Source organism: Rhodovulum sp. P5 (assembly GCF_002079305.1).
Classification (GTDB): domain Bacteria; phylum Pseudomonadota; class Alphaproteobacteria; order Rhodobacterales; family Rhodobacteraceae; genus Rhodovulum.
The window spans coordinates 1-14,854 of sequence record NZ_CP015040.1; the positions used below are offsets into that span (position 1 = coordinate 1).

At 66.3% G+C, this 14,854-nt stretch carries 15 protein-coding genes, 3 pseudogenes and 1 riboswitch; of the genes and pseudogenes, 9 read left to right on the forward strand and 9 right to left on the reverse strand.

What is annotated here, in order from left to right; translation table 11 throughout:
- Positions 1–162: 162 nt before the first annotated feature.
- The 4 genes and pseudogenes from RGUI_RS22570 to RGUI_RS22580 form a co-directional block, all read right to left on the reverse strand.
- Positions 163–279 (reverse strand): TOBE domain-containing protein, encoded by a 117-nt coding sequence (locus tag RGUI_RS22570; protein ID WP_371587469.1) that lies wholly within the window; start codon positions 277–279, stop codon positions 163–165.
- Positions 280–439: 160 nt separating this feature from the next.
- A pseudogene (locus tag RGUI_RS22575) lies at positions 440–1,285 on the reverse strand (molybdenum-dependent transcriptional regulator); the annotation flags it as partial.
- A 182-nt stretch (positions 1,286–1,467) separates the two neighbouring features.
- The gene (locus RGUI_RS19690) at positions 1,468–1,863 is read right to left on the reverse strand and encodes a TetR/AcrR family transcriptional regulator C-terminal domain-containing protein (RefSeq protein WP_253799361.1); all 396 of its coding nucleotides are present in this window, start codon (positions 1,861–1,863) and stop codon (positions 1,468–1,470) included.
- A gap of 95 nt (positions 1,864–1,958) precedes the next feature.
- Positions 1,959–2,075: pseudogene (locus tag RGUI_RS22580) on the reverse strand (TetR family transcriptional regulator); the annotation flags it as partial.
- Positions 2,076–2,166: 91 nt separating this feature from the next.
- Here RGUI_RS22580 and RGUI_RS19695 point away from each other — a divergent pair.
- Both RGUI_RS19695 and RGUI_RS19700 read left to right on the forward strand, forming a co-directional pair.
- Positions 2,167–2,640: a (2Fe-2S)-binding protein gene (locus tag RGUI_RS19695; RefSeq protein ID WP_081536187.1), complete on the forward strand. Its 474-nt coding sequence runs from the start codon at positions 2,167–2,169 to the stop codon at positions 2,638–2,640.
- Entirely contained in the window at positions 2,637–4,745 is a 2,109-nt protein-coding gene (locus RGUI_RS19700; protein ID WP_156883110.1) for a molybdopterin cofactor-binding domain-containing protein, read from the forward strand. The genes RGUI_RS19695 and RGUI_RS19700 overlap by 4 nt, the downstream gene beginning before the upstream one ends.
- 54 nt (positions 4,746–4,799) lie before the next feature.
- Here RGUI_RS19700 and RGUI_RS19705 read toward each other — a convergent pair whose 3' ends face one another.
- The 5 genes from RGUI_RS19705 to cobO all read right to left on the reverse strand — a co-directional run bounded on the left by RGUI_RS19705 (position 4,800) and on the right by cobO (position 9,430).
- Entirely contained in the window at positions 4,800–5,687 is an 888-nt protein-coding gene (locus tag RGUI_RS19705; RefSeq protein WP_081536189.1) for a hypothetical protein, read from the reverse strand.
- Between the two features lie 87 nt (positions 5,688–5,774).
- Positions 5,775–6,935 carry a lipase family protein gene (locus RGUI_RS19710; protein ID WP_081536190.1) on the reverse strand — a complete coding sequence of 387 codons (1,161 nt, stop codon included), beginning with the start codon at positions 6,933–6,935 and terminating at the stop codon, positions 5,775–5,777.
- 31 nt (positions 6,936–6,966) lie between these two features.
- Positions 6,967–7,431 carry a DUF6795 domain-containing protein gene (locus tag RGUI_RS19715; protein WP_081536191.1) on the reverse strand — a complete coding sequence of 155 codons (465 nt, stop codon included), beginning with the start codon at positions 7,429–7,431 and terminating at the stop codon, positions 6,967–6,969.
- Between the two features lie 111 nt (positions 7,432–7,542).
- Positions 7,543–8,553: a hypothetical protein gene (locus RGUI_RS19720; protein WP_081536284.1), complete on the reverse strand. Its 1,011-nt coding sequence runs from the start codon at positions 8,551–8,553 to the stop codon at positions 7,543–7,545.
- Positions 8,554–8,806: 253 nt separating this feature from the next.
- On the reverse strand, positions 8,807–9,430 hold the full coding sequence (gene cobO, locus RGUI_RS19725) for a cob(I)yrinic acid a,c-diamide adenosyltransferase (RefSeq protein WP_081536192.1): 624 nt from the start codon (positions 9,428–9,430) through the stop codon (positions 8,807–8,809).
- A 126-nt stretch (positions 9,431–9,556) separates the two neighbouring features.
- Positions 9,557–9,765, forward strand: a riboswitch (cobalamin riboswitch).
- Between the two features lie 130 nt (positions 9,766–9,895).
- Between cobO and RGUI_RS19730 the strand changes: the two genes are divergently transcribed.
- The 7 genes and pseudogenes from RGUI_RS19730 to cobW all read left to right on the forward strand — a co-directional run bounded on the left by RGUI_RS19730 (position 9,896) and on the right by cobW (position 14,845).
- Complete coding sequence (locus tag RGUI_RS19730) at positions 9,896–10,690, forward strand: DUF4198 domain-containing protein (RefSeq protein WP_081536193.1); 795 nt, start codon at positions 9,896–9,898, stop codon at positions 10,688–10,690.
- An 11-nt stretch (positions 10,691–10,701) separates the two neighbouring features.
- Positions 10,702–11,319: a cobalt transporter CbiM gene (gene cbiM, locus RGUI_RS19735; protein WP_081536194.1), complete on the forward strand. Its 618-nt coding sequence runs from the start codon at positions 10,702–10,704 to the stop codon at positions 11,317–11,319.
- Complete coding sequence (locus RGUI_RS19740) at positions 11,316–11,945, forward strand: cobalt ABC transporter permease (RefSeq protein ID WP_081536195.1); 630 nt, start codon at positions 11,316–11,318, stop codon at positions 11,943–11,945. Before cbiM ends, RGUI_RS19740 begins: the two co-directional genes overlap by 4 nt.
- Positions 11,945–12,739: a cobalt ECF transporter T component CbiQ gene (gene cbiQ / locus RGUI_RS19745; protein WP_081536196.1), complete on the forward strand. Its 795-nt coding sequence runs from the start codon at positions 11,945–11,947 to the stop codon at positions 12,737–12,739. Before RGUI_RS19740 ends, cbiQ begins: the two co-directional genes overlap by 1 nt.
- Positions 12,726–13,420, forward strand: a pseudogene (locus RGUI_RS19750) (energy-coupling factor ABC transporter ATP-binding protein). Before cbiQ ends, RGUI_RS19750 begins: the two are co-directional and overlap by 14 nt.
- Positions 13,417–13,800 (forward strand): DUF1636 domain-containing protein, encoded by a 384-nt coding sequence (locus tag RGUI_RS19755; protein ID WP_081536197.1) that lies wholly within the window; start codon positions 13,417–13,419, stop codon positions 13,798–13,800. The pseudogene RGUI_RS19750 and the gene RGUI_RS19755 overlap by 4 nt, the downstream one beginning before the upstream one ends.
- Positions 13,793–14,845, forward strand: coding sequence for a cobalamin biosynthesis protein CobW (gene cobW, locus RGUI_RS19760; protein ID WP_081536198.1), 1,053 nt, complete (start codon positions 13,793–13,795; stop codon positions 14,843–14,845). Before RGUI_RS19755 ends, cobW begins: the two co-directional genes overlap by 8 nt.
- The last annotated feature ends 9 nt before the right edge of the window (positions 14,846–14,854 follow it).

A 14,854-nucleotide genomic window follows, 5' to 3' on the forward strand; every position in this document is an offset into this window, starting at 1 on the left:
CGGGAACCTTTCTGAATTTTATTTTACGACAAGGGGTTAGGCGGCGATCCTTGATGAGCACGCGGATTGACGCGACGGTCGCCGGTTCTGGTGGGGCGGTCAAGCCGACACCGGCCCCTGCGGCGATGTCGCGCCGCAGCCGTTCGCGTGCCGGACACGGGATCAGGGCAGCGCGAGGATGACGTGGCTCGACTTGATCAGCGCCGTCGCCGCGTCGCCCGGTTGCAGGTTCAGCGTCTCCGCGCTGTCGCGGGTGATCGTGGCGGCGGCTCTCCCCAAGGTCGAGGACGATCTCGCTGTTCACAGGCCCGTCGGTGCGGGCGCTCACAGTGCCCGAAAGCCGGTTCCTGACCGATAGCGGCCCAATCTCGGTGCCACCGGCAAGGATCACGAAGCTCGACTTGACCAGCGCAAAGACCTCCACCCCCGGCGCCAGCCCCATCTCGGCCGCGCTTCTGCCGGTGATGACCGAGGCAAGGCTTTGCCCGCCGCCGATATCCATCACCACTTCGGCGCTGACCGTGCTTTCCTTTACCGAGGTCACGGTGGCGCGATACGCATTGCGGGCCGAGGTCTTCATCATCAGGCTCCACAGCAGATCATTGGGGTCAAGGTCGATCCGGGCATCGAGCGCCGCCACCACCCGCGCCAGACCGTCCTGGATGACGGCGTAGGCTGCGATGACGTTCTCGCCCGCGGGCGTCAGTTGTGCACCGCCCCCCGCCCGCCCGCCGGGCGCGGCGGTCACCAGCGGGGTGGCAAAGACGTTGTTCATCGCCTGCACGCCGTCCCAGGCCGCCTTGTAGGACAGACCCACCTCCCGCGCCGCGGCCGAGATCGATCCGGTACGCCCGACCGCGGCAAGCAGAGCCACACGGTCCGCCCCCATCCGGGCCCCGGTGCGTTCCAGCGTCAGGGCGCTGCGCAGGTTCTCTGTCATCCTCGCTCGTCCTTCTTGCCGACGCACCCGAACGTCATAGCCCGAAGGGCGCCGCCCTGCCACTGTTGCGTGCGGCCGCCCCTCACCCGATGCAGGGCGTCGTGCCCGAGGACCACGGCGCATCGCACCAGACGCGCGGGCAGGCGGGAGTGGCGCCGGCATGGCCCGGCACAGGGTGACCCGACCGGGCATCGGCCAGAGGACACAGAAACGCGCTTGCCGCAGTCGGCAAAGCGGCGCCTTGGCGGGCGGCATCGTCTTGCCGGTGCGTGGTCCGCAGGGGCTCGTCATGTGAGGGAGAGCGGGAAGCCGGTCTTTGATGCGGAACCCGTCGCCCGGCACCATCGGAGTGCAGACGTCGTGCGGATTGCAATGGCGTGGCTTTGCGCGATGTCGTCGGCATGGCAGTCTCCCTTCGTTGACAGGGGAAAATCCCTCTGCCGTGAAGGTATCCTGCCAGATCGGTGCTGATGGCCGGCTGACCCCTCGCGTCAGCGCACCATCAGCTTCGCCCCGGACCTGCCGCGTTATGGGTGAACCCCGATATCCGCGCCTGTCTCGATGATCGCATGAAAGATCCGGACGGCCCGTTCGGACCGGGCCTTGCAGTCCCCCAGATCCGGCGCGGGCAAGGTGCCGATCACGCGGCGAAGCTGTTGATCGCCCACCAGCAGGTCGATGAACAGCGCCGCAAGGGCCTCTGGCTGACCGGCATCGGGATAGATGCGGCACAGCAGATCGGTCAGCAGGGGCAAGACGCTCTCCCGCCCCGCGGCCGCAATCGCGCGGCCGGTCTCGCCCCCCATATCGGCGGCGGCCACACGGTTGAGCGCCACGGCGCGGTCCGACAGGATGTCGTGCAGCAGCACCGTTCCGAACTCAACAAGCGCGGCTTCCGGCGCCTCCGCCTCCAGCGCCGACAAAGCCGGTCCCGCGCGGCCTCGGCAGTGCTTGCCACCATGGCGCGAAACAATCCAAGCTTGTCGCCATACCAGGCGTAAAGTGTCTCGTTGAGCGCTTTTGCGCGCTTGGCGATGGCCAGCATCGAGGCACCGGAAAAGCCACGCTCAACCAGGACCTCGTAGGCGGCCTTTTCGATCCGCAAGCGGCGGGCGGCTTTCCGGTCGTCGGTCATCGGCACAATCTCCCTTGACCGGAGCCGTACGCATCATTACGGATTGCCGCAACCGTACACATCATTACGGTTTTTGATTCCGGATTGTGCCATGCGCTACACCCTGAACCTGAATGGCAAGGACACCGCGGTAGAGGCGGACGACCCGGATATGCCGCTGGTCTTCGTCCTGCGCGATCTGCTTGGGCTTCGCGGCACGAAATACACCTGCCTCGAAGGGGCCTGCGGGGCGTGCACGGTTCACATTTACGGGGTCGCGGTACGCGCCTGCCAGATCCCGGTCAGCGATTGCGAGGGCGCGGCCATTGTCACCATCGAAGGGCTCTCGACCGCGGGGGATCACCCGGTGCAGCAGGCATGGCTGGAAGAGCGCGTTCCGCAATGCGGCTGGTGCCAGCCGGGGCAGATCATGCAGGCCGCCGCGCTGATCGCCGAAGACCCCGCGCCCAGCGAAGAGGACATTGCCACCGGGATGAGCGGCAACCTGTGCCGGTGCGGCACCGCGCCCCGCATCCTCAAGGCCGTGGCCCGCGCCGCGGAAATCACGCGGCGAGACGCGCAATGAGCCGTCGGACAAGGCTCAGCCGCCGCCTGTTCCTTGCCTCTGCCGGGGGAATGACCGTGGCCGTCGGGCTCGGGGCGGGCCGGGCGCTCTGGCCGACACCGGGGCCGCGGGCAGGCCAGGCCGTGAATGCCTGGGCGGCACTTCTGGACGACGGCCGGGTCGCCTTCGCTTGCCCGGCACAGGATCTCGGGCAGGGCGCGCCGCTGGCGCTCTCCATGATCCTTGCCGCCGAAATCGGCGCCGACCCGGGCCTTGTGGCCGTTCAGGCCGCACCGCGCGACGCGGGCACCTATGGGAACCCCGATTTCGACGGGCGCATGGTGACCGCCGACAGCAAGACCACGCGCGGCTACTGGCCGCTTCTGCGCCTTGCCGGGGCCGAGATGCGGGCGGCGCTGATCGCCACGGCCGCCCGGATGCAAGGCTGGGCAGAGGCCGACTGTAGCACGGCCGAACATTCCGTCGCGCATCGCCCAAGCGGCGCACGGGTGAGCTTTGCCGAGATCGCCGCGAACGGGCGCCTGCGGATGCCGGGCACCCCCGGCCTGCGCCCCGGGGTCGAGCTGACGCCACTGGGCACCAGCCCCGACGATCCCCGCATGCGCGCCATCGTGACGGGGCAAAAGCGCTTCGGCACCGACCGGCGCGCCACGGATGCATCGGTCGCCGTGCTGGCACGCAGTCAGCATCTGGACGGTCTGCCCCTCACCGTGGACGACACCGCCGCCCGCGCCGTTCCGGGGGTTGAGGCGGTCGTGATCCTCGACGACGCCGTGGCCGTGGTCGCGCGCCACACCTGGGCGGCGCTCAAAGGGCGGGAGGCACTGGTGGTCCGCTGGTCGGACCCAGGCGGTTTCGACTCCGAAACGGAGGCCGAAACGCTCCGCGCCGCGCTCGACGATGACAGCCAAAAGTGCGTGACCCTGCGCGCAACCGGGGTGGCCACAGGGGCCCCGACCCTGACCGCGCGTTTCCACGCGCCGATGCTCAAACACCTTGTCCCAGAACCGTTGAACGCGCAGGCGCGGGGCAAGGATTACGGTCTGGGCGTGACGGTCGAAAGCGCGACCCAATCGCTCGACCTCGACATGCGGTTCGCGGCGCAGACATGGAAAACCGCGCCCTTCATGGTCGAGACCATCGCGCACCCCGCGGGCGGCGCCTATGGCCGGCGGGTTCTCAACGACGTGGTGCGCGACGCCTGCGCCGTGACGAAATCGCTGGGCCGCCCGGTGCAGGTGATCCGCCCGCTGGTCGATGAACTGCAACGCGGGCAGGTGCGGCCCGCCGCCGCGCAGCGCGTCGCGGCCTGGCTGGCCCCCGATGGCACCCTTTCCGGCTGGTCCCACGATTTCGCCTCTGACGGGCCGCTGGCCGCCCAGCTCCCCGCCTCGCTCAAGGGCGCCAATGGCGATGAGGACAACACCGCCACCGACGGGGCCTATCACCCCTACCGTGTGCCCGCCGACCGCATCCGCTGGACCCGCGTCGCAACCCAACCGGTGCCCGGCTTCCTGCGCGGGGTTTCGGCCGGGTACACCGTCTGGGCGGTCGAGACCATGATGGAGCGGCTTGCCCGCACCGCGGGGCAGGATCCGCTGGCCTTCCGCCTGGCCCATATCGACGACCCGCGCCTTGCCACCGTCGCCCGGCGCGCCGCGACGATGGCCGGCTGGGGCGCCCCCGACCGGGCGCTCGGGCTTGGCGTGATGTCCTTCCGCGGCTCGCACGTCGCCTGCGTGGCAGAGGTGCGGGACAACCGCGTCGCCGGCCTGTGGCTCGCGGCCGATGTCGGCCGCATCATTCACCGCGACAACGTGGTCGCGCAGATCATGGGCGGCATGGTCTGGGGCCTGTCCATGGCGTTGGTGGAGGGGCTGGACTTTGCCAATGGGGCCGCCCGCGCGGAAAGCATCTGGGATTACCCCGTGATCGGGGCTGACGCGCTCCCACCCCTCGACATCGCGCTGATCGAACCCGACCCCGAGGCCGCCCCCTGCGGAGTGGGTGAGATCGGCGTGCCCACCGTCATCCCGGCCGTGTGCAACGCCTTCGAATGCGCCACCGGTCGGGTCTTTGACCGCCTGCCGCTTGAGGTGTCCTGAAATCGTCCCGCACGCCGGTTGATGTCCTTGGCCGCAGGCCCACCGGCACGGTTATCATTGCCGGGACAAAAGCGTGACGCCGCCGGGGTCAACCCGAAATGTCAGGGTGCACGCACCCGCACCGCCCGGACGACCACAGGCGTTGCCATGCACCTTTACGCTCAGCAGGCCAGGCGTCGGCACGTCGAACCCGTACATCGTACCGGCGTATATTTGGCGATACCCGCCGCCCGGAACGCCCAGATAGATCTCCTGAGAACAGCCGCCGCTGCCGCAATACATGGACAGCATGCGCGAACACTGCGCCGCGCCGAAATCAATGGCCAGATCGAGGGGGTCGACCCCGTCGATATCGACCTGCCGGGCAAGCGCACCCTGGATTGCGACGGTTTCCCCCATAACGGCACAGTCGCGCTGCACCTTTGCAAGCGCCGCGCTGGCTGGGTCGGCCACGGGGGCGGGCGGCGGCTTTGGACAGACGGACAGCGCATGCGCGATGGCCCGCGACGATCCCCTAAGCGACCCTTCGATGGGCATCGCGTCGGACCCTTCCTGAAACATCAGGGAAAACCGGTTGCCCCGGCGCATCGGTCCAAGAACGATCTCCATGTTCTCTTGGGCGAAATCCACGAAGAACAGGTTGCCGATGTCGTCCTGCTGCTGAACTTCGATTTGCGCGATGGTCTGCCCGTCGACCGACAGCATCGCCGTCCGCAACCCGTTCAGCGCCAGCGAGTCGGACAGGACATAAAACCCCATCGACCGCCCGGGGCTGCATCCGAGGATGAGACAATAGCTTCCGCCCCACGGGTGGTCGCCGCACAAGGTGGCGCCGTTATAGCCCGCCAACGGACCGGAGCCGGTCATCGGCACCCACATCTGCGCGACGGCCGGGGCGCCATTCAGAACGGCCGCTACAAGCAGGATGAAAAGTCGTTTCATGATGCCTTGCCCCCCAAATACATGGAAAGCGTAAGGCCCGGACCGGCCCGGATCAAGCATGCCGACCGGTCTATGGCCCGGGGCGCGTCACAGGAAACGGGTCAGCGCCAGACTGGCCATGTTCGCCAGCGCCCCAAGGAAACGGTCGATCAGATACCGGATCACGGCCTTTCCGATATCCGCCCCAATGGTCAGCGCGAGTCCGAGAAAGCTGGCGATGGTGCGCAGCAGGCGCGCGACCGTCTCGCCAAAGCGCTGGCCGAGGTCGAGGCCGTATTGCAGAAGCGCTGCAAGCCGGTCGACCAGGGTCAGCGGCCCCATGAAGGCAAGCTGGCCAACCCCGACGATGGCGTTGATCAACGCGGATATCGCATTGTTCAACGCCCAGGCGCAAAGCGCCGAGAAGGGCTTTGTCCGGGCGGTTTCGGCGATGTCGAGCCAGTAGTCGGCCGTGAACATCTCCCAGTTGCTGACGCGGGTCGGCCAGTGGCCGGCTTCTGTCAGGCGGGCCTTGTAGTTGTCCACCATGCTGTGCGCCCCGCCATTGATGATGGAAAACCCGTCGATCAGCCGGTCGTCGCAATCGTTGAGATGGGCAAAGGGAAAGATCGGGATCATCGGCACCGGGTCGCAGCGCGAATACACGCGGCGGATGTTGTCGGCCCCAAGTTTCGTCGTCAGGGCCGCATTCGACAAGGTGGTCACCGTGCGCGGCGCACCAAACGTGTAAAGACGCACATCGGGCACACCGGCTGCCTTGTAATGCGCGGCGAAAAGCGTGGCCAGCGCGCCGCCAAGCGAATGGCCGAGCACATGAAGGCTCGTGACCCGGCCGACCTTCTTCATCGCCTCTTCGACATCGGGAAGGATGCTCTCATAGACCTTGGTAAAGCCCATATGGCTGACCAGACCGGCCGGGCCGGGCGACAGGCCCATGGTGGCATTGCTCAGCCAATCCCGGCCGCTGTCGAACCGGGTGCCGCGAAAGACAAGGATATGGTCCTTGACCCCGGCGCCCTCGCGCTGAAGCATCACGCCGAACGCGCTGGTCTCGCGAAACAGCGCCGGGCCGGATTTCCCCGAGAGCAGGCCCGCGGCCCCGCCATCGGACCGACCCACGATGGAGACCCCTGCCCCACCGAGGTTCATCTGCCGTTCCAGTTCGGCAATCGAGATTCCGCCCGGCTGGTTCCGGAGGTAGACAGTGTCTGCCAGATGCGAGGCGACTGGGGCCGAGAGCAATGGCATGGGGAAACCTCCGGGCTGTTGGTCGGACCTGTCAGTCGAGGATGCGGCAGGTACTGCTGAGGATCGGGCCGGGGCCGGGCTCCGGATCGGTGTCCGCGCGGCAGACCAGATTGATCGGCCGTCCGTCCAGTTCCGAATTGGGCCCAAAGCTCCGCTTGCTCATACGCAGGAACATCTTCGGCGTGCCGGTCATGTCATGGGTGAACTGCTGATCGATCAGCGGCGTCCCCGGGTTCAGCCCGCCGAACAGAGAGCGTTGTTCGACTGACCCGAAGGCAAACCGCCCATCGTCATCCGTGGTGGTGCTGTCGCTGCCCGTTTTGGAACTGGTTTGCCAGGTGCGTGTGATCGTGACGCCGGCCGCGGGGCGTCCCGATCCGTCGACCAGTTGCCCGCTCATCGCGGAGGCGTAGATGAGGGTCTTGCCCATGGCCATTCCTGCGCCTCCGATCAACAGCAGCCCCGCGATCGCACCAAGAACGCTTCGACGGAGCATGACGCCTCCAGCAAGTTGCGAAATCTGTCCTGAGCGGAGCTTAGGCACTCGCCCTTAAGGCGACAAGCCCTTTCCAAAAAACCGCTTAAGAATGGGCCGTCGCCTTCCGTGTCATCCCCCCTTGCAGACCGGCAACTCCTGCGGCGGCCGTTTCGGCAGGGACTGGCGCCAGTCGTTGATGATCGGCTGAAGCGTTCGCTTGGGCCAGAACTTCGGGGTTCCGATCGTCTCCAGACAGGCCGTGTTCCAGTAAAGCCCGGCCCGGGACGGAGAGGTTCCCGTCTTGACGGCCCGCGCCACGGCGTCGATGTCGTCGGCCTCGGGGTAGATATAAAGCGTCGTCGGGCGCCCCTCGACCAGCGAAAGGATATCCTCCGACACCGACTGTGACCATGTGGTGCAGCCGTTGCTGCGGCCGCTGGTATAGTTGATAAGCGTTCCAAAGGGCACATAGCCGTCATCGTCGGCATGGGGGCTGCCCGGGTTGCTGAAGCGGCACTGCCACTTCACGAACACCGCCGGATGCCCGCCGATGGCCCTCTCCCGCGCATTTCGTGTGTCGCCCTCCCCATCATAAAGCAGGAAGGTCCGGTAGAACGGACGCCTCGCCCCCGACTGCTGGATATAGCCCTTGAACGAGGTCCGCGTTTCCGCCGTCAGATAGGCCCCGCCCGCGGTCAGCTTGGACCCTTCCGCATTACTGAAATGCCGGGCGCATTGCCGCCCGTTCGAAAAATCCGCCCGCTGCAGTTTGCGCCCGTTTCCATAGCCCGACGACACCGCCCGGAACGATTTGGACCCTTCACAGATGATGTAGAACCGCCGCCCCACCGCGCCATCGCGCGCCGCGCTCGGGCGCGTTGCATCCATGGCAAGATAACAGGGATTGGTGACCGCGCCGTCGCTTCGTTTCTGCTGATAAAGCGCGCGGGCCCGATGTAGCACGACCGGGGCGATCTGCCCTTCGCCCGTCCCCACATGGGCCCGCAGCCAGGTCGGAATATCGACGGCTTGCGCACGCCCTGCGGTTGGCAGCGACACGGACAAGGCAGCACCCAGCAGCGCAGCCGCGACAAGACGTAAGGGAATAAAAGACACTGAGAGCTTCTCCGGCCAGACCATCCACGGCACAACCATAGCACAGCTTGACGATCTGATCCCGGCGGGTGTTCCATATGGCGAGATTGACGATCAGGCGGAGACCTAAGGCGGGGTAATCCCCTCGCGGGGCTTTCAACCCGTGACGGCCTTCACGATCAACAGACGGCCATCAGGACGTCGGCAAAGTCTTCATTAACCAAAGCCAGGCACCGGCGTCGGGCAAACGCCCTTTTCCCCTCATCGCATGTGGGCAGGAAGACCAGCGTTGCACCTGTCAGAATTCCACGCCCGGCTGACCCTTGATGCCGGCACGGAAGGGGTGCTTGACCAACGTCATTTCGGTCACCAGATCGGCGGCCTCGATCAACGGATCAGGCGCATTGCGCCCGGTCAGTACCACATGGGTCAGGGGCGGCTTCTCGGCCGTGAGAAAGGTCAGCACATCCGCCACATCGAGATAGCCATAGCGAAGCGCGATGTTGATTTCATCCAGCAGGACCATGCGGATCGCCGGGTCGCGGATCAGGTCCCGCGCCTTGCGCCAGCCGTTTTCCGCCGCGGCGATGTCGCGGGCCTTGTCCTGCGTTTCCCAGGTAAAGCCCTCGCCCATGGCGTGGAACTGGCACAGATCGCCGAAATTTTCCGTCAGCAGACGCCGCTCGCCGGTATCCCATTTGCCTTTCACGAACTGGACCACGGCACAGGGCATGCCATGGGCAATTGACCGCAGGATCATCCCGAAACCGGCAGACGATTTACCCTTCCCGGCCCCGGTATGGACAAGGATCAACCCCTTCTCGGCAATCTTGTCCTCAAGCGCGCGGTCCTTCGCCGCCTTGCGCTTGGCCATCTTGGCGGCGTGGCGGGCGGTTTCGTCCGTAGTCGGCGTCTCTGGCATGATCGCTCCCTTGTTTTTGGCGGCGCTCACCATACGGCGCGCGATTGCCGCGTCAAACGCACGCCATAAGGGAGCGGCAAGCCCGATGCGCGCTTTTGACGATTGACAGACGCCCGGTCGGTCTGGGATGACGAGCGTGTGATCGGTGTTCCAACCCCACTTGGGGGCGGAACTGAAAAGGGAACGCGGTGCGCCCGATTGGGCAAATCCGCGGCTGCCCCCGCAACTGTAAGCGGCGAGCAAGGCTGATGATGCCACTGGGGCCGACGCCCCGGGAAGGCCAGCCAAGCCCAGACCCGCGAGCCAGGAGACCTGCCGTTCGCCCGCGCCCCAGTTGCGCGGCTTCCACCGGACGCCGGGGTGCGCGTCTGGCCCGGATCGGCCGGTCTGGCCTGTTCGTGCCTCTCCCCGTTCGTCCTTTCCGACCGTGGCCCACGGGCCGCCACTGCTGAAAGGAACCGACAGATGATCTTTCACGGCAACATGCTGAGTGCCGCGCTGGCGCTGACGCTCGCGCCCGTCGCGGGCAATGCCCATTTCCAGTTGAGCTATACCGAACAGACGATGATCGAGCGTCCCGGCGATGTCCCGGTCAAGCTGATCTTCTGGCACCCGTTCGAGAACGGCCATGTCATGGATATGGGCGAACCGCTGGAATTCTACATGGTTCACCGGGGTGAAAAGACCGACCTGAAAGACAGCCTGACCCGGACGGTGTTCAAGGGCATGGGGAATGAGGGGGTGGCCTGGGACGCGATGGTGCCGGTAAAACGTTCCGGCGACTATGTTCTGGTGACGGTCCCCGCCCCCTATTACGAAGGGTCGGAGGATATCTATATCCAGCAGATCACCAAGGCCTATCTGAACCGAAACCAGATGCCCACCGACTGGTCCGACCCGCAGGGTCTGAAGACCGAGATCGTGCCCAAGGTGAAGCCCTATAACGTCATGGTCGGTTCCACCTTTACGGGCCGCGTGCTGTCGGACGGCCAGCCCGTTGCTGGCGCCGAGATCGAGATCGAATACATGGCCGCCGAACCCGACATGGCGACGAACAGCCCGAAGCCGCCAAAGGCCGGGCCGATGCCCGGCGGCGCGGTGATCGCGATTTCCGATGACAACGGCTATTTCACCTTCGGCGTTCCCAAGGCGGGCTATTGGGGGTTTGCCGCGCTCGGCGTGGGACCCGACACCGAATACGACGGCAAGGAGCTTTCCCAGGACGCGGTGATCTGGATCCGCGCCTACGACGTCGAATAGGACGCGCGCACATGCATATCGTGGATGGGGCGCTCGCCAATGAGGTCGTGATCGGCGGGGCCGTCCTGGCTGCCGGCGGCATCGCGCTTGGGCTGCGGCAGTTGCCGCTGGAACGGATTCCGGCGGCGGGGATCTTGTCCGCCAGCTTTTTCGTGGCCTCGCTGATCCATGTGCCGATCGGCCCGTCCTCGGTGCATCTGATCCTGAACGGTCTGGCCGGGATTGTTCTTGGCTGGGCCGCCTTTCCCGCGCTCTTCGTGGGGCTGCTCTTGCAGGCCGTGTTCTTCGGCTTTGGCGGGCTGACGGTTCTGGGGGTGAACACGTTCAACATCGCGATGCCCGCGGTGATCGTTCATGTCCTGTGTCGCCGGGGCATCCTGCGGTGCGGGCCTGCCACCGCTGCGCTTTGGGCCGGGATCGGGGGGGCTTTGGCGATTGCGCTGACCACCGGCTGCGTGGCGCTGGCGCTGATGCTCTCGGGCGATGCGTTCATTCCGGCGACCAAGCTCGTGTTCCTCGCCCATCTCCCCGTGATGGGGATCGAGGGGCTTTTGACCGCGGCGGCGGTGTCGCTTGCCGTGCGGGTCAAACCCGAACTTTTCACCACGCTGAAAGGGGCCCCCGCATGATCCGCGCCGCTTTTCTGGGGCTCTCGCTCATCCTGGCTCCGCTTCCTGCGCTGGCCCACAAGGTCGTGGCCTCCGTCTTCCCGTCGGGTCAGGTGATCGAGGGCGAGGTCGGTTTCTCCAATGGCGACATGGCCGTTGACACGGTTGTGGAGGTGATCGGCGAGGATGGCACCAAGCTGGGCGAGGTCGTCACCGACGGCGACGGGTTCTTCACCTGGCGACCCACCGGGCCGGGGCCGCTGCTGTTCCGGGCCGATCTGGGGGCGGGTCATGTGGCCGAAGTCGTGATGCCGGCCGAGGAGGTGGCGCAGGTGTTGGGACAGGCCTTGGCAGCGGTCACCAATCCCGGCCCGCCAGCGGGGGCAAGCCTGGTCGACGACAGCATCGCGCCGACGGCCGAGGCGCCCGGCACGACCGCAGCCCCCCAGTCCGGTCTCAGCGATACCGACAAAGCCGCCATCGCCGCCATCGTTCGGGATGAGATGCGCCCGCTCCGCCGCGAGATCGCCGCCTATAAGGAGCATCACGATCTGCAGACCATCCTTGGCGGGATCGGGTATATCTTCGGCCTGTTCGGTTTGGGGTTCTACCTTGCCGCGCAGCGCCGGATCGCGGGCAAAGGCTGATGGGCCATATCCTGGCATCCGAGCGCAAAACGCTTCCCGGCGGCAGACGGGGCGATCCGGGCGGTGTGCTGTCCGGCATCGACCCGCGGGCGCGGATCCTTGGGGCCTGTGCCTTTGCCGTCATAACCGTCGGCTGCGGCTGGCTGCCCGTTCTGCTGGCGGCCTGTGCGATGGCCGGCGCACTGATGATGCTGTCACGCCTGCCCGTGCGGCCCACCCTTCGGCGGATGGCGGCAATGGACGGGGTCATCCTGTTCGTCCTCGTGATGCTTCCCTTCACCGTGCCAGGGGATCCGATCCTGACGCTATGGGGGCTGTCTGCCAGTTGGCAGGGCCTGACCCTGGCGGTCGAGATCCTGCTGACCGCCAATGCCGTGGTTCTGGCGCTGATGGCACTGGTCGGCACGATGGAGCCTGTGACGCTGGGCCATGCCCTCCACCGTCTGCGCGCGCCCAAGGCGCTGGTGCATCTGCTGCTCTTCACCATCCGCTATATCGAGGTGCTGCGCGCGGAATATCTGCGCCTGCGGCAGGCGATGCAGGTGCGTGGGTTTCGCCCGCGCACAGACCGGCACAGCTATCGCAGCATGGGCTATCTGGTGGGCATGATGCTGGTGCGCGCACTGGAACGCGCTGAACGGGTCTTGGGCGCGATGAAATGCCGGGGGTTTTCGGGGCGGATCCCGCTGTTGGACGGCCTTGCCTTTGGCCCCCGCGATGCCGTCTTCGCCGCGGTGCTGGGCGCGGCCTTGATCGCGCTGACAGTGGCCGAGATCACCCATGCCGCTGTTTGATCTGACCGATATCCATGTTGCCTATCCCGGCCAGCCGCCGGTGCTGCGGGGGGCGAACCTGACACTTGCCCCCGGCGAAAAGCTGGCCATCGCCGGCCCCAACGGCGCGGGCAAATCCACGCTGCTGCACCTCATGGTCGGGCTGATCCGGCCTGCGGCCGGCCAGATCACCGCCTTTGGACGAATCTGCCGGGCGGAGGCCGATTTCCGCCCCGTCCGCCGCCGGGCGGGCCTCGTCTTTCAGGATCCCGATGATCAGCTTTTCTGCCCCACCGTGGCCGAGGATGTCGCCTTTGGCCCGTTGAACCTTGGCCACAGCCGGGCCGAGGCCGAGGCGATTGTGGATGCGGTGCTTGGCCAACTGCACCTGGCCCATCTGCGCAACCGGATCACCCACCGCCTGTCGGGGGCGAAAAACGGCTGGTAACGCTGGCCACGGTTCTGGCGATGAACCCCGAGGTGCTGCTGCTGGACGAACCGACCAATGCGCTGGACGAGGAAAACGAGGCCCGGCTGATCGCGATCCTGCAAAACCTGCCGCAGGCGATGATCCTGGTCAGCCATGATTCCAGTGTTCGCAACCGGATTGCCACCCGCACCCTGCGGCTGACAGCCGGCCGGCTGGAACCCGGGGAAGATCCACAAACACAACCAAGACAAACGGGAACCGAATACCAATGACATCACCTGCTGACGACGACGTGGAACTTCTGATCTGTGCAAGCTGCCAGGTCGATCCGGACGATGACGACGATGGCCCGCGCCCCGGCGCCCTTTTGGCCGAGGGGCTGGAGGCGAACCTACCCGAGGGCGTTCGCCTGACCCGGGTCGACTGCCTGTCGAACTGCAAACGCGGCTGCACCGTCGAGCTGCGCGGGCCGGGCCGCTGGACCTATGTCTATGGCAATCTCGACCCCGAAACGCATCTGGACACGCTGCGCGAAGGCGTCGCGCGTTATCGCGGCGCCGCGGACGGGATCATCCCCTGGCGCGACCGCCCCGACCATTTCCGCAAGAACTGTATTGTCCGCATCCCGCCGCAAGAGGGTTCCCATGGCTGATCTTGAAAAACTCCCCGTCACCGTCATCACCGGCTTTCTGGGGGCGGGCAAGACGACGCTGATCCGCCACCTGATGCAGAACCCCGGCGGCAAGCGGCTGGCGGTGCTGGTCAATGAATTCGGCGATGTCGGTGTGGATGGCGAGATCCTGAAATCCTGTGCGATCCCCGATTGCCCGGCCGAAAACATCCTGGAACTGGCCAATGGCTGTCTGTGCTGCACCGTGGCCGATGAGTTCATCCCGACCATCGAGTCGCTTTTGGCGATGGAACCGCGGCCCGACCATATCCTGATCGAGACCAGCGGCCTTGCCCTGCCCAAGCCGCTGCTCAAGGCGTTTGACTGGCCCGACATCCGGTCAAAGATCACGGTGGACGGGGTGATCGCGCTCGCCGATGCGGAGGCCGTGGCGACGGGCCGCTTTGCCCCCAATGTCGCGGCGGTCGACGCCCAGCGGGCCGCCGATGACAGCCTCGATCATGAAACGCCCCTGTCAGAGGTGTTCGAGGACCAGATTTCCTGCGCCGACATCGTAGTGTTGACCAAGCCCGACCTTGCCGGACCCGATGGCGTGGCCAAGGCCCGCGCGGTGATCGCGGCAGAGGCGCCGAGGCCCTTGCCCATCGTCGAGGTGGCCGAGGGCGTGGTTGATCCGCGCATCCTGATCGGGCTGGAGGCCGCCGCCGAAGACGATATGGACGCGCGCCCCAGCCATCACGACACGGCCCATGACCACGATCACGACGATTTCGAAAGCGTTGTGGTCGACCTGCCCGAGATCGCCAGCCCCGAGATCCTCGTGAACCGGATCGAGGCGCTGGCCCGCGACCGCGACATCCTGCGGATCAAGGGCCATGTCGCCGTGGCGGGCAAACCGATGCGCCTGCTGGTGCAGGCGGTGGGCGCGCGCGTCCGGCATCAATACGACCGCCCGTGGACGGCAGAAGAAGCCCGGCAGGGCCGGCTTGTGGTGATCGCCGAACACGACCGGATCGACGGGAACGCCATCCGCGCCGCGCTGACCGATCTGGCCGTCCCGGCGTAAGGGGGCCGT

What these genes read in the sequence shown, in the direction of transcription:
- RGUI_RS19710 (WP_081536190.1), bottom strand. Translation starts at nt 6,935, where the DNA reads ATGCCATTGCTCTCGGCCCCAGTCGCCTCGCATCTGGCAGACACTGTC.
- RGUI_RS19740 (WP_081536195.1), top strand. Translation starts at nt 11,316, where the DNA reads ATGATCCGCGCCGCTTTTCTGGGGCTCTCGCTCATCCTGGCTCCGCTT.
- cbiM (WP_081536194.1), top strand. Translation starts at nt 10,702, where the DNA reads ATGCATATCGTGGATGGGGCGCTCGCCAATGAGGTCGTGATCGGCGGG.
- RGUI_RS19730 (WP_081536193.1), top strand. Translation starts at nt 9,896, where the DNA reads ATGATCTTTCACGGCAACATGCTGAGTGCCGCGCTGGCGCTGACGCTC.
- RGUI_RS19715 (WP_081536191.1), bottom strand. Translation starts at nt 7,431, where the DNA reads ATGCTCCGTCGAAGCGTTCTTGGTGCGATCGCGGGGCTGCTGTTGATC.
- cobW (WP_081536198.1), top strand. Translation starts at nt 13,793, where the DNA reads ATGGCTGATCTTGAAAAACTCCCCGTCACCGTCATCACCGGCTTTCTG.
- RGUI_RS19695 (WP_081536187.1), top strand. Translation starts at nt 2,167, where the DNA reads ATGCGCTACACCCTGAACCTGAATGGCAAGGACACCGCGGTAGAGGCG.
- RGUI_RS19720 (WP_081536284.1), bottom strand. Translation starts at nt 8,553, where the DNA reads ATGGTCTGGCCGGAGAAGCTCTCAGTGTCTTTTATTCCCTTACGTCTT.
- cobO (WP_081536192.1), bottom strand. Translation starts at nt 9,430, where the DNA reads ATGCCAGAGACGCCGACTACGGACGAAACCGCCCGCCACGCCGCCAAG.
- RGUI_RS19755 (WP_081536197.1), top strand. Translation starts at nt 13,417, where the DNA reads ATGACATCACCTGCTGACGACGACGTGGAACTTCTGATCTGTGCAAGC.
- RGUI_RS19705 (WP_081536189.1), bottom strand. Translation starts at nt 5,687, where the DNA reads ATGAAACGACTTTTCATCCTGCTTGTAGCGGCCGTTCTGAATGGCGCC.
- RGUI_RS19700 (WP_156883110.1), top strand. Translation starts at nt 2,637, where the DNA reads ATGAGCCGTCGGACAAGGCTCAGCCGCCGCCTGTTCCTTGCCTCTGCC.
- cbiQ (WP_081536196.1), top strand. Translation starts at nt 11,945, where the DNA reads ATGGGCCATATCCTGGCATCCGAGCGCAAAACGCTTCCCGGCGGCAGA.